This is a genomic window from Centipeda sp. (in: firmicutes) (genome assembly GCF_057271695.1).
Genome location: NZ_DBHIVL010000011.1, coordinates 1 through 16,071, shown reverse-complemented (window position 1 = coordinate 16,071; position 16,071 = coordinate 1). Strand labels below are relative to the sequence as shown.

The following is a 16,071-nucleotide window of genomic DNA, read 5'->3' as shown; positions in this document are numbered from 1 at the left end:
GAAAAAATGGGAAAGAAAAAAAGATGGCTGACAGCTCTACTGACAGGCTGTATGGCAGCTGCACTCCTGACGGGCTGTGGCGGTGGTCAGTCGGCAGGGGACAAGACGACGCTGAAGGTCGGTGTGACGAACTTCGCGGATACGCTTGAGCCGACCGAGAACTATTTCAGCTGGGTTGTTATGCGCTACGGCATGGGCGAGACGCTTGTCAAGTTCGACGAGAAGATGAACGCGACGCCGTGGCTTGCTGAGAGCTGGAAGATTGGCGACGATAAGCTGACATGGACGTTCAAGATTCGTGACAATGTCAAGTTCTCGAATGGAAAGCCGCTGACGGCGGAGGCGGTCAAGGCTTCGCTTGAGCGCTCCTTTGCGAAGAACAAGCGTGCGGAGACCTTCTTCAAGTACACGGAGATGAAGGCGGACGGTCAGACACTCACGATCAAGACGGAAAAGCCGTCACCGAGCATGCCGGGCTTCCTTGCCGATCCTCTCTTCCTGATCGTGGATGTGTCCAGCGAGGGAGAGCGTGACTTTGCAAAGCAGGGTCCTATCTGCACAGGTCCCTATGTCTGCGAGTCCTTCGTCAAGGAAAAAGCCGTCATGAAGAAGAACCCGTATTATTGGGATGGGGAAGTACCGTATGAGACGGTCGAGATCCCGTCAATCGATGATCCGAATACGCGCGCAATGGCACTGCAGTCGGGTGAGGTCGATATGGCCGTCAACATCGCTGCCGGCGACATCGGGCTCTTCAACGACACGGCGAAGTTCCACATCGACCGTATTTCATCCCTGCGTACGGTTCTCGCCCGCATCAACAATAAGGGGGTTCTCGGTGATCCGAAGGTACGTGCTGCGTTTATCTCAATGACGGATCGCAAGGCGTACAACGAAGTCATCCTGAAGGGAACCTTCATTCCGGGCAAGGCTCCGGTTCCGCCCTCTCTCGACTATGGATTCGATCAGCTCACCGACCCGAATGCCTACAATGTCGACCGTGCAAAACAGCTCCTCGATGAGGCGGGCTGGAAGGATACGGATGGCGATGGCATCCGTGACAAGGACGGCAAACCGCTTTCCGTTGACTTTGTTATCTACAATAGCCGTGCAGAGCTGCCGATCTATGCAGAGGCAGTCCAGGCGGATGCGAAAAAAGTCGGCATTGATGTCAAAATCAAGCCGGTCGACTACAACCTGCTCGACAAGATTGGTATCAGCGGCGAATATGACCTGCTGATCTCGAATATCACAACAGCGAACACGGGTGATCCGGAGATCTATCTCAACTGGTACTGGCGCACGAATGTCAATGGGGACAACCCGCAGAACGGCTCCGGTTACAGCAATCCCGCATACGATGCGAAGTGCGCGGAACTCGCCGTTGAATTTGATCCTGCAAAGCGCCGTCAGATCATGATCGACATGCAGCAGATCCTGCTCAACGATGCAGCGGGACTCTTCCTCGGCTACCCCGAGACAAACATTGTCAGCTCGACAAAGATCTCGGGTGCGATTATGCATCCGGCGGATTACTACTGGATCACGAGCAAGATCAAACCTGCGAAGTAATAAGGAGGAGAAGCCCGAATGTTGATTGAGGTGCGAGGGCTAAAAATCGCATACGAAGGCACGGAAATGGTGCACGGTGTGGACTTCACCCTCAAGGACGGGGAAGTGCTGACCATTGTCGGCGAAAGCGGCAGCGGAAAGACCACCGTCATTCGGGCGATGCTCGGCTGCCTGCCGCATGTCGGCAGAGTAACGGCGGGCGAGATCCTCTATGACGGGAAGGATATGACAAAATGCAGCTCTGAGGAGTGGCGTCACGTGAGCGGCAAGACCGCTGCGATGATCTTCCAGGACAGTGGCAGCATGATGGATCCGATTCGTACCATTGGCGAGCAGTTCGTCGAGTACATTCAGACCCATGATACGATGGGGGCGAAGGAGGCAACGGCGCAGGCGCAGGATATGCTTGCACGCATGCATCTGTCCAATCCCGCAAATGTAATGAAGAGCTTTCCGTTTGAACTCTCGGGCGGCATGCGTCAGCGTGTCGGGGTCGCAATGGCGATGTTCTTCAAACCGGCACTCCTGCTTGCTGACGAACCAACATCTGCGTTGGACGTGACCACGCAAGCACAGGTCGTCAATGAGATGATGGATATCTGCCAGAAGGATGGCACATCCATTGTCCTTGTGACGCACAACCTCGGTGTCGCGGCCTATATGTCAGATCAGATCATGGTCATGCAGAACGGTAATGTCATCGAGCATGGCACTGCTGAAGAAGTTATTGAACATGCACAGAAGGACTACACGAAGGAGCTTCTGCGTGCCGTACCACAGATTGGAGGGGAGCGTTATGACACAGTCGGAGCGTGAGATTATCCTGCGCATCGAACACCTTACGAAACGCTTTCCATTGGAGGGCGGCAAGGTACTAACTGCATGTGACGATGTTTCCTTCCCCGTATATCGTGGGGAAATCCTAGGCATTGTTGGTGAAAGCGGCTGTGGCAAAAGTACACTTGTGCGCACGCTGATGCAGCTTCATGCACCATCCGAGGGTCAAATCTTCTTCAGGGACAAGGAGATTACGGGGCTGAAGGGCGAGGATGCCCGCAATATGCGGCGCAATATCCAGATGGTCTTTCAGGATCCTACAACATCCTTCAATCCGAAAATGAAGATCAAGGACATCATCTGTGAACCGTTGCGGAACTTCGGACTCCTCAAAGGGAGCGCACATGACAAGGCAGCTGAGCTGCTGCGTCTTGTCGATCTGCCCGAGGACTTTGCCGAACGCTATCCCGCAAATATGAGCGGGGGACAGCGTCAACGTGTAGGAATTGCGCGTGCACTGGCATTGGAGCCGGAGATTCTGGTCTGTGACGAGGCGACAAGTGCTCTTGACGTTTCCGTTCAGGAAACAATTGTAGAGCTTCTGGTACGTATTCAGCAGGAACGAAATCTGACAATCCTGTTCATCTGTCATGACCTTGCACTCGTGTCACGTTTATGCACGCGTGTTATCGTCATGTACTTTGGAAAGGTTGTGGAGCAGCTGGATGGACAGGAGCTTGCTCACGCAAAGCATCCCTACACCCAAAAGCTCCTCTCGTCCGTATTTACACTCCTGCCGAAAGGGAAATCTCCACGCATTGTCGTTCCGAACGTGGAGATTCCTGCATAGGCATCTTTTCAGATAACAGATAGATAATCATACTAGTAGAAGAGCAGTGGGCAGACACTGCTCTTTTACATTGCACTCATCCTATCGCAGACTGCATAAATATTGAATCACAGAGCAAAACGTTTTCAAATTTTATCTTGCTGTCAATCTGAAATAATGATATTATTGAGCTGTGAGTCTTTATGAATATATCCCTCCGACTTCAATCTTCTTAGGGAGGAATCTGGATTTATGTTTAATTTCAAACAGAAAGACGATGAATTCTTTGATCTGTTCCTGGAGAGTGCAAAATACTTTCAAAAAGGTGCATTGGTCTTAGATGATGTTATGAAGGATTATACTTCCGCAGCGACAAAGGTGGAGGAAATCAACCGTATTGAGCATGAAGCAGATGCCATCAATGACCGTATCATCGACAAGCTGAATCTTACATTTATTACACCGATTGACCGCGAGGATATCTATGCCTTGGCAAACAATCTTGATGATGGTGTTGACCTCTTGCAGGGGATATTGCAGCGATACGAGATGTATCGAATGGGTCAACCTATGACCGGAGCAGTTAATCTGACAAACCTCCTGATCTCTTCAACAGAAGAAGTTGTACGTGCTGTTTCCTATCTGGAAAACATACGAAAGAATCAGGTACAAATTCTGGATGCCTCCCATAAGATTGAACGCTATGAAAGTGAAGGGGATCTCATCTATCGGAGAGAAGTAGCCTATCTGTTCGATAATGAGAAAGATCCCATTGAGCTTATTCGTTGGAAAGATGTGCTAGAGCAGTTGGAGGATACGCTGGATCATTGTGAACTCATTGCGGATATGCTGCGGGGAGTGGTAATGAAATATGCCTGAATTCCAGCTTTTGATCTTCTTGGTCATACTTCTGGCACTTGTATTTGATTTCATCAACGGATTCCACGATACGGCAAATGCGATTGCCACCTCTGTTTCGACCAGAGCAATCCACCCGCAACATGCAATCATCATGGCTGCCGTTCTCAATTTTTTTGGTGCCATGTACAGCACAGGAGTCGCAAAGACCATTGGAGCCGACATTGTAAAATCGGCCTCTCATGTAGATGAACACATACTGATTGCAGCACTCTTTGGCTCTATTGTGTGGAACATTATTACATGGAAGTTTGGTCTGCCATCCAGCAGTTCCCATGCGCTCATTGGCGGATTGATCGGCGCAGTACTCATGTCAGCCTCTGGAATGGACGGGCTGAACTTTTATGGCATCGGCAAGATTATTCTGTCCCTGATACTCTCGCCCCTTATCGGTATGGCATTGGGGTGTGTCATCATGCTCCTCTTATTCCGTTTCTTTGGGCGATTTCGTCCCACAGCAATCAACGGGAAATTTAAGAAAATGCAGATCTTAACAGCAGCTACGATGGCATTTTCTCACGGATCAAACGATGCCCAAAAATCCATGGGTATTATGACACTTGCACTCCTTGCAGGTGGATATATCGATGTTTTTGAGGTTCCGACCTATGTCAAGGTACTTGCAGCAACCGCTATGGCTTGCGGAACAGCAGTAGGAGGCTGGCGCATTATCAAGACGATCGGTGGAAAAATATTCAAGCTTCAGCCGATTTCCGGATTTGCGGCAGACCTGAATTCCTCCATCATTATATTTGGTGCGACACTCTTACATCTCCCCGTGAGCACGACACATGTCGTTTCCGGCTCCATCATGGGCGTTGGGGCGGCAAAACGCATCAATGCGGTTCGTTGGGGCGTTGCGCAACAGATGGTTGTAGCATGGGTAATGACGATTCCGTGCACAGCGATCATGGGTGCTCTTACCTATCAAATTGTGACACTTTTCATTTGATGAGAATTTGTAAAATCCTGCTCGTTTTATGAGCAGGATTTTTATATAAAGACAAGGGAAGGGGATCTTCATGGATAGAAACCTGATAATGATGGCGAAACAGGTACAAAGCACCTATTCCAGCCCAATTGTTGCAGCGAAAATTAACGGTGAAGTGCGTGATATTCAGACCGTTTACGAGGATACTGATCAAATTGATTTCATCGAATTGGACTCACCATTGGGTTGGGTCATCTATCGACGTTCTGTGCTTTTTCTTTTGATTGCGGCGGTAAATGAACTTGATAAAAATAGTGATGTAATTGCAAAATTCACTGTAAATAAAGGACTGTATTGTGAAATAAAAATACCGAATCGCACGATTGATCTACAGTTTATAAAAGAAATAGATCATCAGATGCGAGCTATGATCGCAGCCAATCTCCCCATTGTTAAACGCAGTATTCCGCGACAGGACGCAATTGATATCTTTCAAACACTTGGGCGAACGGGGAAAGTAAACCTAATTTCTGCACTCACAAAGCCAATCATCAGCATATATACCTGTGAAGGATATACAGACTATCTATACGGTCCAATGCTTCCCGAGACAAGCGAACTTGGCAGGTTTGAGCTAGACTACGAACCCGACGGTGTGTTGATTCGCACACCGGATGAAATGACGAATGGACGAGTCAGAAAGCGTACCAATCAGCCAAAATTTGCATCAATCCTTTCCGAATCAAAGGCATGGGCGGATATTCTGGACTGTCGCTTTATCTCTGATCTCAATCGAATCAACAAAGAAAATACGATAGGAGATCTCATTCGTGTTTCAGAGGCACTACAAGAGAAACGCATCGCACAGATTGCAGACCATATCTCCTCTCATCGTGAGAATATCCGTCTGATCCTGATTGCAGGACCGTCCTCATCCGGAAAGACCTCATTTGCACAGAGACTACGGGTTCAGCTGCGTGTCAACGGGCTTCGCCCGATTATGATTTCTTTGGATGACTATTTCCTCAACCGCGAGGATACACCGCTGAACGAAAAGGGGCAGTATGATTACGAATCCCTTGACGCACTCGACACAAAGCTCTTCAATCAAAACATGATCGACCTTCTTGAGGGGAAGGAGGTCCAAATTCCACGTTATAATTTCATAACAGGGAAAAGGGAATGGAAAAAGGAGGCTGTTCTGTCCATTTACAACGATCAACCTATCATTATTGAAGGAATTCATGGGCTGAACGAGTATCTGACAAAGGATATCCCACGTATCAATAAATATAAAATTTATATCAGCGCATTGACACAGCTGAATATCGACGCACATAACAGAATTCCAACGACAGAAGTACGTTTTCTTCGCCGTCTGGTGCGTGACTATCAATTTCGTGGAGCAAAGGCTCTCAAGAGTATTCGTCAATGGCCGGACGTTAGAGCAGGAGAGGAGAAGTACATATTTCCATTCCAAGAAGAGGCAGATGTCCTGTTCAACTCGGCACTGATCTATGAGATCGGTATTTTGAAGAAATATGCCGTTCCACTCTTGGAAGAAATTCATCGAGGGAAGGAAGGTTATACTGAAGCTCGCCTGATTCTACGTTTTCTTCAATATGTCGATGAAATCAACGCCATAGACGATATTCCCAACAACTCCATTCTGCGAGAATTTATCGGGAAATCCGTATTCTTCTCATAAAAAAGCTCGGGCTCTTTTCATAGAGCTCGAGCTTTTTTTGAGAAACCCCTTACAGATTACTCTTTGACATAAGCGGTGATCGGCTTATAGTGTTTCTGGAAGAACTCCTCCGCGACCTGCGGGAAGAGTGCATAGGAGAGGACATCCTCATCCGACGGGTTGATATAGCCCTTGTTCTTGAGCTCTTCTTTGAACTCTGCGAATGTCGTGGCCTTTGCATCCTCGATGGAGCAGTCATCAATGATCTCGTCAGCAGGAATACCAAGCGTATCCGTCAGGAAGTTGCGATCGATGTCAACCGGCGTCTTGCCAAACTTGCCGCGTGCGAGATCCTTGAACTCGGTCGGAACCATCTTGTAACGCTCACCAGTCATGACGTTAAAGGTAGCCATCGTACCGACAATCTGCGAGGACGGCGTAACGAGCGGGGGATAGCCGACATCCTTGCGAACGCGCGGCATCTCATCCAGCAGATCCTGATACTTGTCTTCCATGCCCGCTTCCTTGAGCTGGTTCGCAAGGTTGGAAAGCATACCGCCGGGAATCTGGAAGTCCAGCACGTTCGGATTCACATCGAAGTAGCCTTTGAGATTGAAGGTCTTAATGAGATCCTGCTTGACACCAAGGAAGTACTTGGAGATCGGTGTCATTGCATGACGATCGAGTCCCGTATCGCGCTCCTCGCCCTCGAGCATTGCAATCATCGTCTCCGTACACGGCTGGGACGTATCGCTTGAGAAGGGCGCAAGTGCCGTATCAATGATATCAACACCGGCCTCAATCGCCTTCAGATAGGTCGCATGACCGAATCCGGAAGTGCAGTGCGTGTGAAGGTCAATGGGGATCTGAACCGCAGCCTTGAGCTTCTTGACAAGATCCTCTGCCACATACGGCTTCAGAAGTCCTGACATATCCTTGATGCAGACGGAATGGCAGCCCATCTTTTCAAGCTCAATCGCCAGCTCAACAAAGCTCTCATTCGTGTGAACAGGGCTGATCGTATAGACCAGACAGCCCTGAACATGCGGTTTCTCAGGGCACTTGAGTGCTGCATCAATCGCGACTTTGAGGTTACGAATATCGTTGAGTGCATCAAAGATGCGGAATACACCGATACCGTGCTCGGATGCCTTCTGAACGAACTTCTCTACCACATCGTTGGAGTAGTGATTATAGCCGAGCAGGTTCTGACCACGGAGAAGCATCTGAATCGGTGTCTTGAGATTTTTCTTCAGAATATCCAAGCGCTCCCACGGATCCTCATCAAGGAAGCGCAGGCAGCTATCAAACGTAGCACCGCCCCATGCTTCAAGAGAATTGTAGCCAATGGCATCAAGTGCCGCGAGCTGCGGAAGCATGTCCGAAATTCTCATGCGGGTTGCCAACAGTGACTGGTGGCCGTCACGGAGGACAGTCTCAGTGATTTTGACCGGATTCTTTGCCATAAAAGAACACTCTCCTTGATTAAAAGTATAATCAAAAATTATATAACCCAACATCTAAATTATAGATTCAAATTGCGTTATTGTCAATGACAAGTTATAAAATTCACATATTTTTATACAGCTTTTACGATAATCTTTTTGTCCCTCCCTCCAACTATCCATAATTACCATTATGGATAGTTGGAGGGAGAAATCACTGTAAAAATTACATATCCGGTCGCATTCCTGTTTTTCCGGCAAACTTATGATAGTTGCCGCCGTTATGTCTCCGCTTCAGTTCTTCGAGCAAATCCTCCGGTGTCATATTGTGGTACGCGAGCAAAACCAAGCAATGATACCAGAGATCTCCCATTTCATAGAGCACATCCTCACGAATGTTGTTTTTAGACGCGATAATTGTCTCTGCTGTTTCTTCGCCAAGCTTTTTTAATATCTTGTCTTGACCTTTATCAAAGAGATAATTCGTATAGGAGCCTTCGACCGGATGCAGACGGCGGCTCTGAATCACTTGATAGAGATCGGACAGAATCTCCGCAAGCGGCATCTCATCTCTCGTGCCAACAGGAACAATACTGTTTTCACTAGCAGGATAGAGTTTTCTGCCGTTAAAGCATGAATATGTCCCTGTATGACAGGCCACACCCGTCTGTTTGACACGCAGCAGAATCGTATCACCATCACAGTCATAGGAAAGTTCCAGCACGCGCTGCACGTTTCCGGAGGTTTCGCCCTTTTTCCACAGCTTCTTGCGGCTGCGGCTGTAGTACCATGCGAATCCAGCTTCCATCGTTTTCTCAAGAGATTCACGGTTCATGTACGCGAGCATGAGGACTTGGTTGTTTTCTTCCTGCACAACAACAGGAACAAGCCCGTGTTCGTCAAAATTCACCATTGAAATATCAACACTCATCAGAATCGAACCTCCAGTCCGCGCGACTTCAAATACATCTTCACTTCATTTATGGAAAGTTCTCCATAGTGGAACAACGACGCAGCCAATACAGCATCCGCTTTTCCTTCGGCAAGCACATCATAGAAATGCTCCAATTTGCCGGCACCTCCGGAAGCGATGACGGGTACGTTGACATTTTCTGACACAGCACGTGTGAGTGCAATATCATAACCATTCTTTGTGCCATCAGCATCCATACTGGTTAACAGGATTTCCCCCACACCAAGCGCGACAATATCCTTTGCCCAAGAAACACAGTCCATTCCTGTCGGTGTTCTGCCACCGTTGACATAGACCTCCCACGAGTCTATGCCATTACGTCGTGCATCAATTGCAACGACAATACATTGACTTCCGAACCGCAAGGCACCCTCGCGTATGATTTCCGGATTTTTTACTGCCGCTGTATTGACAGAGATTTTATCCGCCCCTGCGTTCAGCATACGGTGCATATCTTCTAAATTGCGAATCCCACCGCCAACGGTAAGTGGGATAAAAACTTTTGAAGCGCAGTCAGATACGACATCGACCATTGTGTTGCGTTCTTCATGTGACGCCGTAATATCCAGAAACACGAGCTCATCCGCACGTTCTTTATCATAACGTTCGGCTAATTCCGTCGGGCTTCCCGCATCCCTTAACCCGACAAAATTCGTCCCCTTGACAACGCGCCCATCCTTGACGTCGAGACATGGAATAATACGCTTTGCAAATGTTTTTTTCAAGACGAAATTCCTCCTTAATCTCAACGAGCTGCGGCAATCGCCTCAGGTAAGGAAAGCGTTCCTTCATAAATGGATTTTCCGGCAATTACACCGATAATACCGTCTGCCTCTCTGACTTTTAAGGCATGAATATCTTCCAATGATTTTACGCCACCGGAAGCGATGATATCTATACCGGACGCTGCCGCCAACTTTGCAGTTGCCTCAATATTAACACCGGAGAGCGCTCCATCCCGTGCGATATCGGTGTATATAATTGTCTTCAAACCATAGGAAGCAAGCTCTTTCGCTAGGTCGACAGCAGAAATACCGCCCGATATGCCCCACCCATCCACGGCGGCAATGCCATCCTTCGCATCAATGCCAACAGCAATGCGATCGCCATAGAGCCGACAAGCCTCTTTCACGAGGTCGCGGTTCTGTACCGCAGCAGATCCAAGAATCACGCGTATCACACCAAGATCTAAGGTGTCTTCTATCGTTTCGAGCGTGCGAATGCCGCCGCCCAGCTCAACGGGAATTTGAACATTGCTGAGAATCTTCTTGATGACCTCAGTGTTTTTCGGCTTGCCGGCAAGTGCTCCATCAAGATCAACCACATGCAGGTACTCAGCACCCTCCCGCTCCCAACGCAGTGCAACCTCTTCGGGTGTGCTGCTGTAGATTGTTTCCTGTGCAAAGTCGCCTCTGAGGAGACGGACACATTTGCCGTCACGCAAGTCAATCGCGGGGAAAATAATCATCTGCTTCCCTCCTGTCCGTGACGAATAAAGTTCTGAATGATGTTTAGTCCAATATCCCCCGATTTTTCGGGATGAAATTGTGTTGCCATGATATTTCCGGCAGATATGGATGCTGTAATTTCCTCTCCATAGAAGCAGGTCGATGAAACTATATCCTTATCCTCCGGTACTGCATGATAGCTGTGCACAAAATATACATAGGATTCCTGTGGTACCCCTACAAACAATCCATTATCCCTATGTGCCTGCGCGATATCGAGTGCATTCCAGCCCATATGCGGAATCTTTTCATGCGGTGCAGATATCTTTCGCACACAGCCATCCAAGAAACCAAGCCCCTCTACACCGGAGGATTCTTCACTGCCTGCAAAAAGAATCTGAAGACCGACACAGACGCCAAGCAGCGGCATCTTACGATCAACGCATTCGCGAATGGCAGGGATCAAGCCGGATGCCTTGAGCTGCATCATGCAGTCGCCAAAAGCTCCTACCCCTGGCAGGACGATTTTGTCCGAAGCAAGAATGTCGTCGGCTTTTCCGCTCACACGAACCTTCGCGCCCAACGCGGCAAAGGCCTTCTCAACGCTGAATAAATTTCCGGCTCCGTAGTTTATAATTGTAATCATAGCGTTTCCTTACAGAACACCTTTGGTCGACGGAATCATATCCCCCAGTCGCGCCTCCTTCTCTGCGGCGATTCGAAATGCGTGCGCGACCGCCTTAAATATTGCCTCCACTTTGTGATGTGAGTTCCTTCCGTAGAGAATCTTCACATGAAGTGTGAGTCCCGCATGAAAGGCAAATGCACGCAGGAACTCCTCCGTGAGCTCCGTATCATAGCCGCCGATCATCGGTGTCATCGGCGTTTCCCCGGGATCGTAGACGAGAAAAGGACGCCCGCTGATATCCAGAGCCGCCAATACAAGCGTCTCATCCATGGGCAGATAGAACGATCCATACCTTGCAATACCGCGCTTTTCTCCAAGTGCGGCGTGAAATGCCTGGCCCATCGCAATACCGATATCCTCAACGGAATGATGTCCATCGACTTCAATATCGCCATCACATTTTACAGTCAAATCAAAGAGCCCATGAGATGCAAAGAGTGTCAACATATGATCGAAGAAGCCAATGCCCGTATCAATCTCAGACACGCCCATTCCGTCCAGTCCGACGGAGACATGCACATCGGTTTCCCCTGTCTTTCGATGTATGTCTGCATTGCGTGTATTCATGGATTTCCCTCCACAAAAGACTTCATAACACGATATACCGCATCATTTTCATCCGGTCGGCCGATGGAGATACGCAGCATATTCGCTAACTGCGGTGCTTTTCCAAAACTACGTACCCCGATGCCACATTGGATGAACTCTTCATTGAGTTCCTCTGCATGAGGATAATGAAGCAGAATAAAATTGGTATGAGACGGATAGACCGTTACCCCCGCGAGACGTTCATATTGTTCCCGCATACGCTCGCGCTCTGCACAGATCATCTGAATCTGCGGCTCAAACTCCGACCGCATTTGGAACACAGTATCTGCTGTCACTAAGGACAGCACGTTCATATGATATGGCATATAGGTCTTTGCAATCATCTCGATCACATCCCCATGCGCCAACATATAACCGACACGGCATGAGGCAAGCGCATACGCCTTTGAAAAGGTGCGCGCAATCATCATATGCGGATATTTTTTCAGAAGCGGAATGGACGTATTTCCGTAAAACTCGACATATGCTTCATCAATCAGAAAGGCACATGAGATATGCTCCGCAATGTGCTCAATTGCATCGAGCGGCAATACGCCCCCCGTCGGATTATTCGGGTTGCAGATGACCGCAAGCGAAGCATCGTTTTGATTGACCGTCTGAATAAACGCATCTACATCCAGTGTAAAATCATCCCGCAGCGGAACAGCAATCCCCTCTGCATCTGCTGCAGCCGCATAGATTCCATACATGGAGAACGAAGGCGTTGGATAGACAATCTTATGCGCTTTGTTTCCACCAAATGCATGAAATACCTTCTCTATGATTTCACTGGAGCCATTTCCTATGATGACGTTTTCCTGACGATATCCATAGGACTCCCCGATCTGCTCACAGAGCAAATTGTATTCCTCATTGGGATAGCGTGCAAAAGCAACACGCGACAAGCGTGACAGGATACGCTCCTCGACCAAGGGAGGCTGTCCGATATTGGACTCATTGGCATTGACTTTGATGCACCAGTCCAGCTCACAGGTCTCGTAATTTGGCATGGACGCCAATCCATCACGATAGTTCAACATGTTCTCCCCTCCTGATCTGAATTGCACGCGCATGGGCATCAAGGCCTTCCGTCTCAGCGAGACGGATAATATCATCGCTGACCTCATCCAGAGCTTTTTGCGTATAAGAGATGATACTCGTGCGCTTCATAAAGGTCTCGACGTTCAGAACAGAATAAAAGCACGCAGTCCCCCCCGTTGGCAGCACATGATTTGGACCCGCAAAATAGTCCCCGAGCGGTTCCGGCGAATACGCTCCGACAAAGATAGCACCAGCACATCGAATCTGAGGCAGCATATGGAAAGGTTCTTTGACAAGAAGCTCCATATGCTCCGGTCCCGATATATTTGCAAGAACGACTGCCTGCTCCATATTCTCCGTCACGATAATACATCCATTGTCCTCAATCGAGGCACGCGCAATGTCCTTGCGAGGAAGGCTTTCCAGCTGACGCTGTACTTCGTTCAGAGTGTGCTCTGCCAAGGCCCGATCATTCGTGATAAGGATGCTTGAAGCAAGCGGATCATGCTCTGCCTGACTGAGGAGGTCGGCTGCAATGTACTTCGGAGAGGCACTGTCATCTGCAAGAATCAGAATCTCGCTCGGCCCTGCAAGCATATCAATATCTACATGACCATATACTTCTTTTTTTGCCAGTGTAACGAAGATATTGCCGGGGCCTGTAATCTTATCGACACGCGGAACACTCTCTGTCCCATATGCCATCGCCGCAATGGCCTGCGCTCCACCCATTTTGAAGATCTTACGGATACCAAGGAAACGTGCCGCAACGAGAACATACGGATTGAGCACACCGTCCTTGGTTGGGACAGACATGATAATTTCCTCTACCCCCGCAACCAGTGCCGGAATTGCATTCATCAGAACGGACGAAGGATATGCTGCCGTCCCCCCTGGGACATAGATGCCAACGCGTGAGAGCGGAAGAATCTCCTGCCCAAGGATTGACCCATGCGCGCGGTAGGTCATCCACGAGTGTGGTTTTTGCTCCTCGTGGTAGGAAAAGATATTATCCGCCGCTTTTTTCAGTGATGCCACAACCTTCGGGTCGGCACTGTGCTCCGCCACCTGAAATTCTTCCTCGGACACCATCAAATGATCCGATGTCAAATCAACGCAATCCAGTAATTTCGTATAGTGAAAGAGTGCATGATCGCCCTTATGACGTACTTCCTGAACAATACGGTGAACCAGCTCTGTCGCAGAAAGATCCGCGCCGAAAAGTTCTTTATTGCGCGCGCGAATACGGTCACTCAGTACAACCTCATCAAATGCCTTCTTCTGAAGCAGTCGCCCCGCTTGTTCCATGCCAATATCTGCAACAGATACGATATTCACCGTACTTCCCCACCTTCCAAAACTTGCTTCAGATCATTTACAATGCGATAAATACGATCAAATTTCAGCTTGAAGCTCACACGGTTGACAATCAGTCGAGCACTCACATCCATGATGTGGGCAATTTCCTCCAAATCGTTTTCGACCAGCGTTGTCCCTGTTTCTACGATATCGACGATGCTCTCCGAAAGCCCCACAAGCGGTCCCAGTTCAATCGATCCGTTGAGTTTTATATACTCCATTTGCATTCCCTGCTGTGCAAAGAATTGCTCTGCAATATGCGGATACTTGGTCGCCACCCGCGTATGTGCATAGTCCAACAGGCGGCTGCGGCGTTCTTCCCGTGGAACTGCCATCATCAGCCGGCATTTTCCAAAGCCGAGATCGAGCAACTCATAAACATCCTGCCCGGACTCCACCAAAACATCCTTGCCAATCACGCCAATATCCGCAGCACCATATTCGACATAGGTCGGGACGTCGGAAGTCTTTGTGATAATGAACCGAACCTTGCATTCATCATTTGATATAATGAGTTTGCGGGATTTTTCACTCAGGTGCTCCGCCGTAACGCCGACCTGCTCAAACAAATTCGCAGAAAGAGAGAACAGCTTTCCTTTTGGCAATGCTATAGTCAGATAATCGTCAACGTATTTCGCCATATAATCCCTTCTCATCCTTTAGTCAATTAAAGAACTAATATTAGTGTATAGTACCACGTTGCTGCCTGTAGGTCAATCCATCAAAAAAGGGTTTTCAACAATCATCGCGAATAATATTAGAAAATCCATCCATACGTACGAAAAGGAGTCGCAGATGACACTTCAAATACTATCATTTGTGCGATTAAGCGACAAGCAAATGGATCTGATCCACCAGAGCTATCCAGATTGCACGCTCAGATGCATACGTCCAAAAGACTTGAAAGACGATCTCTCGGATGTTGATATCTTACTGGGATATGATGCGCAGATGGAGATGGAGAAGTATCTCCCCCAAATGCCGCATCTAAAATGGATTCACACATACAGTGCGGGTGTTGAAAAACTGCTCTCACACGATGATTTCTGCCGGTCTGATATACTGCTGACAAATTCACGCGGAATTCACGGCATCCCCATGGCGGAACACGTTCTCGGAACAATGCTCGCGTCCAGCCGCTGTCTCATCGAGGCATGGGAAAATCAAAAAGCGCATGTTTGGAAACGGCTAACCGATCCCGATGAGCTGTTTGGTAAGACTGCCGCTATCATCGGCTTGGGAAGCATTGGCAGAGAGGTTGCAAAACACCTCAAAAACATGGGAATGCGGATCGTTGCCGTAAAACAAAAGGAGTCCACAGAACCATTCGTGGATCAGCTGTTCACCATAGATCATCTGTCCGATGCTCTGTCCTGCGCGGATTATGTAATCGTTACGCTCCCGCTGACACCTCAGACAAAAAAATTGTTTAACACACATACCTTTCATATGATGAAAGAAAACGCCTTTTTTATCAATGTCTCCCGCGGTGACGTCGTAGAGGAGGACGACTTGGTGGAGGCTCTCAGATCGAAATGCATACGGGGTGCGTCTCTGGATGTCTTTGCCACCGAGCCGCTTCCCGAGGATTCCCCACTGTGGAGTGTTCCGAATCTATTCATTACACCGCATTACTCTGCAATCTCGCCGATGTATCTGGATCGCTCGCTCAAGATCTTTCGCAACAACTTACAGATCTTCCCACAGCGCATTGGAATGCTCAACGTAGTAGACAAGCAGCGCGGCTACTGAGCCATTGATTCAAGGAATCGCTGATAAAATGAAGTCCGTCAGATTGGCGTAGATTTTTTCGTC

General features: G+C 48.6%; 16 protein-coding genes. 7 read left to right on the top strand and 9 right to left on the bottom strand.

Annotated features, from left to right (window positions below; translation table 11 throughout):
* Window positions 1-6 precede the first annotated feature (6 nt).
* The 6 genes from ACO6BQ_RS03165 (at window position 7) to ACO6BQ_RS03140 (ending at window position 6,735) form a co-directional block, all read left to right on the top strand.
* Window positions 7-1,572, top strand: coding sequence for an ABC transporter substrate-binding protein (locus tag ACO6BQ_RS03165; RefSeq protein WP_489119480.1), 1,566 nt, complete (start codon window positions 7-9; stop codon window positions 1,570-1,572).
* A gap of 18 nt (window positions 1,573-1,590) precedes the next feature.
* Entirely contained in the window at window positions 1,591-2,388 is a 798-nt protein-coding gene (locus ACO6BQ_RS03160) for an ABC transporter ATP-binding protein (protein ID WP_489119479.1), read from the top strand.
* Window positions 2,369-3,199: an ABC transporter ATP-binding protein gene (locus ACO6BQ_RS03155; RefSeq protein ID WP_489119478.1), complete on the top strand. Its 831-nt coding sequence runs from the start codon at window positions 2,369-2,371 to the stop codon at window positions 3,197-3,199. The genes ACO6BQ_RS03160 and ACO6BQ_RS03155 overlap by 20 nt, the downstream gene beginning before the upstream one ends.
* A gap of 231 nt (window positions 3,200-3,430) precedes the next feature.
* Window positions 3,431-4,057, top strand: a complete 627-nt coding sequence (locus tag ACO6BQ_RS03150; RefSeq protein ID WP_489119477.1) for a DUF47 domain-containing protein — start codon at window positions 3,431-3,433, stop codon at window positions 4,055-4,057.
* Window positions 4,050-5,048 carry an inorganic phosphate transporter gene (locus ACO6BQ_RS03145; protein ID WP_489119476.1) on the top strand — a complete coding sequence of 333 codons (999 nt, stop codon included), beginning with the start codon at window positions 4,050-4,052 and terminating at the stop codon, window positions 5,046-5,048. Before ACO6BQ_RS03150 ends, ACO6BQ_RS03145 begins: the two co-directional genes overlap by 8 nt.
* Before the next feature lie 70 nt (window positions 5,049-5,118).
* Window positions 5,119-6,735, top strand: coding sequence for a uridine kinase family protein (locus tag ACO6BQ_RS03140; RefSeq protein WP_489119475.1), 1,617 nt, complete (start codon window positions 5,119-5,121; stop codon window positions 6,733-6,735).
* A gap of 56 nt (window positions 6,736-6,791) precedes the next feature.
* Here the strand turns inward: ACO6BQ_RS03140 and ACO6BQ_RS03135 are convergent, their stop codons facing one another.
* The 9 genes from ACO6BQ_RS03135 to hisG all read right to left on the bottom strand — a co-directional run bounded on the left by ACO6BQ_RS03135 (window position 6,792) and on the right by hisG (window position 14,897).
* On the bottom strand, window positions 6,792-8,180 hold the full coding sequence (locus tag ACO6BQ_RS03135; RefSeq protein WP_489119474.1) for a pyruvate carboxylase subunit B: 1,389 nt from the start codon (window positions 8,178-8,180) through the stop codon (window positions 6,792-6,794).
* A 205-nt stretch (window positions 8,181-8,385) separates the two neighbouring features.
* The gene (hisIE, locus tag ACO6BQ_RS03130; RefSeq protein ID WP_489119473.1) at window positions 8,386-9,090 is read right to left on the bottom strand and encodes a bifunctional phosphoribosyl-AMP cyclohydrolase/phosphoribosyl-ATP diphosphatase HisIE; all 705 of its coding nucleotides are present in this window, start codon (window positions 9,088-9,090) and stop codon (window positions 8,386-8,388) included.
* Complete coding sequence (gene hisF / locus ACO6BQ_RS03125) at window positions 9,090-9,857, bottom strand: imidazole glycerol phosphate synthase subunit HisF (RefSeq protein ID WP_489119472.1); 768 nt, start codon at window positions 9,855-9,857, stop codon at window positions 9,090-9,092. The genes hisIE and hisF overlap by 1 nt, the downstream gene beginning before the upstream one ends.
* A 20-nt stretch (window positions 9,858-9,877) precedes the next feature.
* The gene (hisA, locus tag ACO6BQ_RS03120; protein WP_489119471.1) at window positions 9,878-10,600 is read right to left on the bottom strand and encodes a 1-(5-phosphoribosyl)-5-[(5-phosphoribosylamino)methylideneamino]imidazole-4-carboxamide isomerase; all 723 of its coding nucleotides are present in this window, start codon (window positions 10,598-10,600) and stop codon (window positions 9,878-9,880) included.
* Complete coding sequence (gene hisH / locus ACO6BQ_RS03115) at window positions 10,597-11,226, bottom strand: imidazole glycerol phosphate synthase subunit HisH (protein WP_489119470.1); 630 nt, start codon at window positions 11,224-11,226, stop codon at window positions 10,597-10,599. The genes hisA and hisH overlap by 4 nt, the downstream gene beginning before the upstream one ends.
* A gap of 9 nt (window positions 11,227-11,235) precedes the next feature.
* Window positions 11,236-11,835 carry an imidazoleglycerol-phosphate dehydratase HisB gene (hisB, locus tag ACO6BQ_RS03110; RefSeq protein ID WP_489119469.1) on the bottom strand — a complete coding sequence of 200 codons (600 nt, stop codon included), beginning with the start codon at window positions 11,833-11,835 and terminating at the stop codon, window positions 11,236-11,238.
* Entirely contained in the window at window positions 11,832-12,896 is a 1,065-nt protein-coding gene (hisC, locus tag ACO6BQ_RS03105) for a histidinol-phosphate transaminase (RefSeq protein ID WP_489119468.1), read from the bottom strand. The genes hisB and hisC overlap by 4 nt, the downstream gene beginning before the upstream one ends.
* Window positions 12,880-14,235: a histidinol dehydrogenase gene (gene hisD / locus ACO6BQ_RS03100; protein ID WP_489119467.1), complete on the bottom strand. Its 1,356-nt coding sequence runs from the start codon at window positions 14,233-14,235 to the stop codon at window positions 12,880-12,882. Before hisD ends, hisC begins: the two co-directional genes overlap by 17 nt.
* Window positions 14,232-14,897 carry an ATP phosphoribosyltransferase gene (hisG, locus tag ACO6BQ_RS03095; RefSeq protein WP_315451805.1) on the bottom strand — a complete coding sequence of 222 codons (666 nt, stop codon included), beginning with the start codon at window positions 14,895-14,897 and terminating at the stop codon, window positions 14,232-14,234. Before hisG ends, hisD begins: the two co-directional genes overlap by 4 nt.
* A 154-nt stretch (window positions 14,898-15,051) precedes the next feature.
* Here hisG and ACO6BQ_RS03090 point away from each other — a divergent pair, with 154 nt between their 5' ends.
* On the top strand, window positions 15,052-16,008 hold the full coding sequence (locus tag ACO6BQ_RS03090) for a D-2-hydroxyacid dehydrogenase (RefSeq protein WP_489119466.1): 957 nt from the start codon (window positions 15,052-15,054) through the stop codon (window positions 16,006-16,008).
* Window positions 16,009-16,071: the final 63 nt, after the last annotated feature.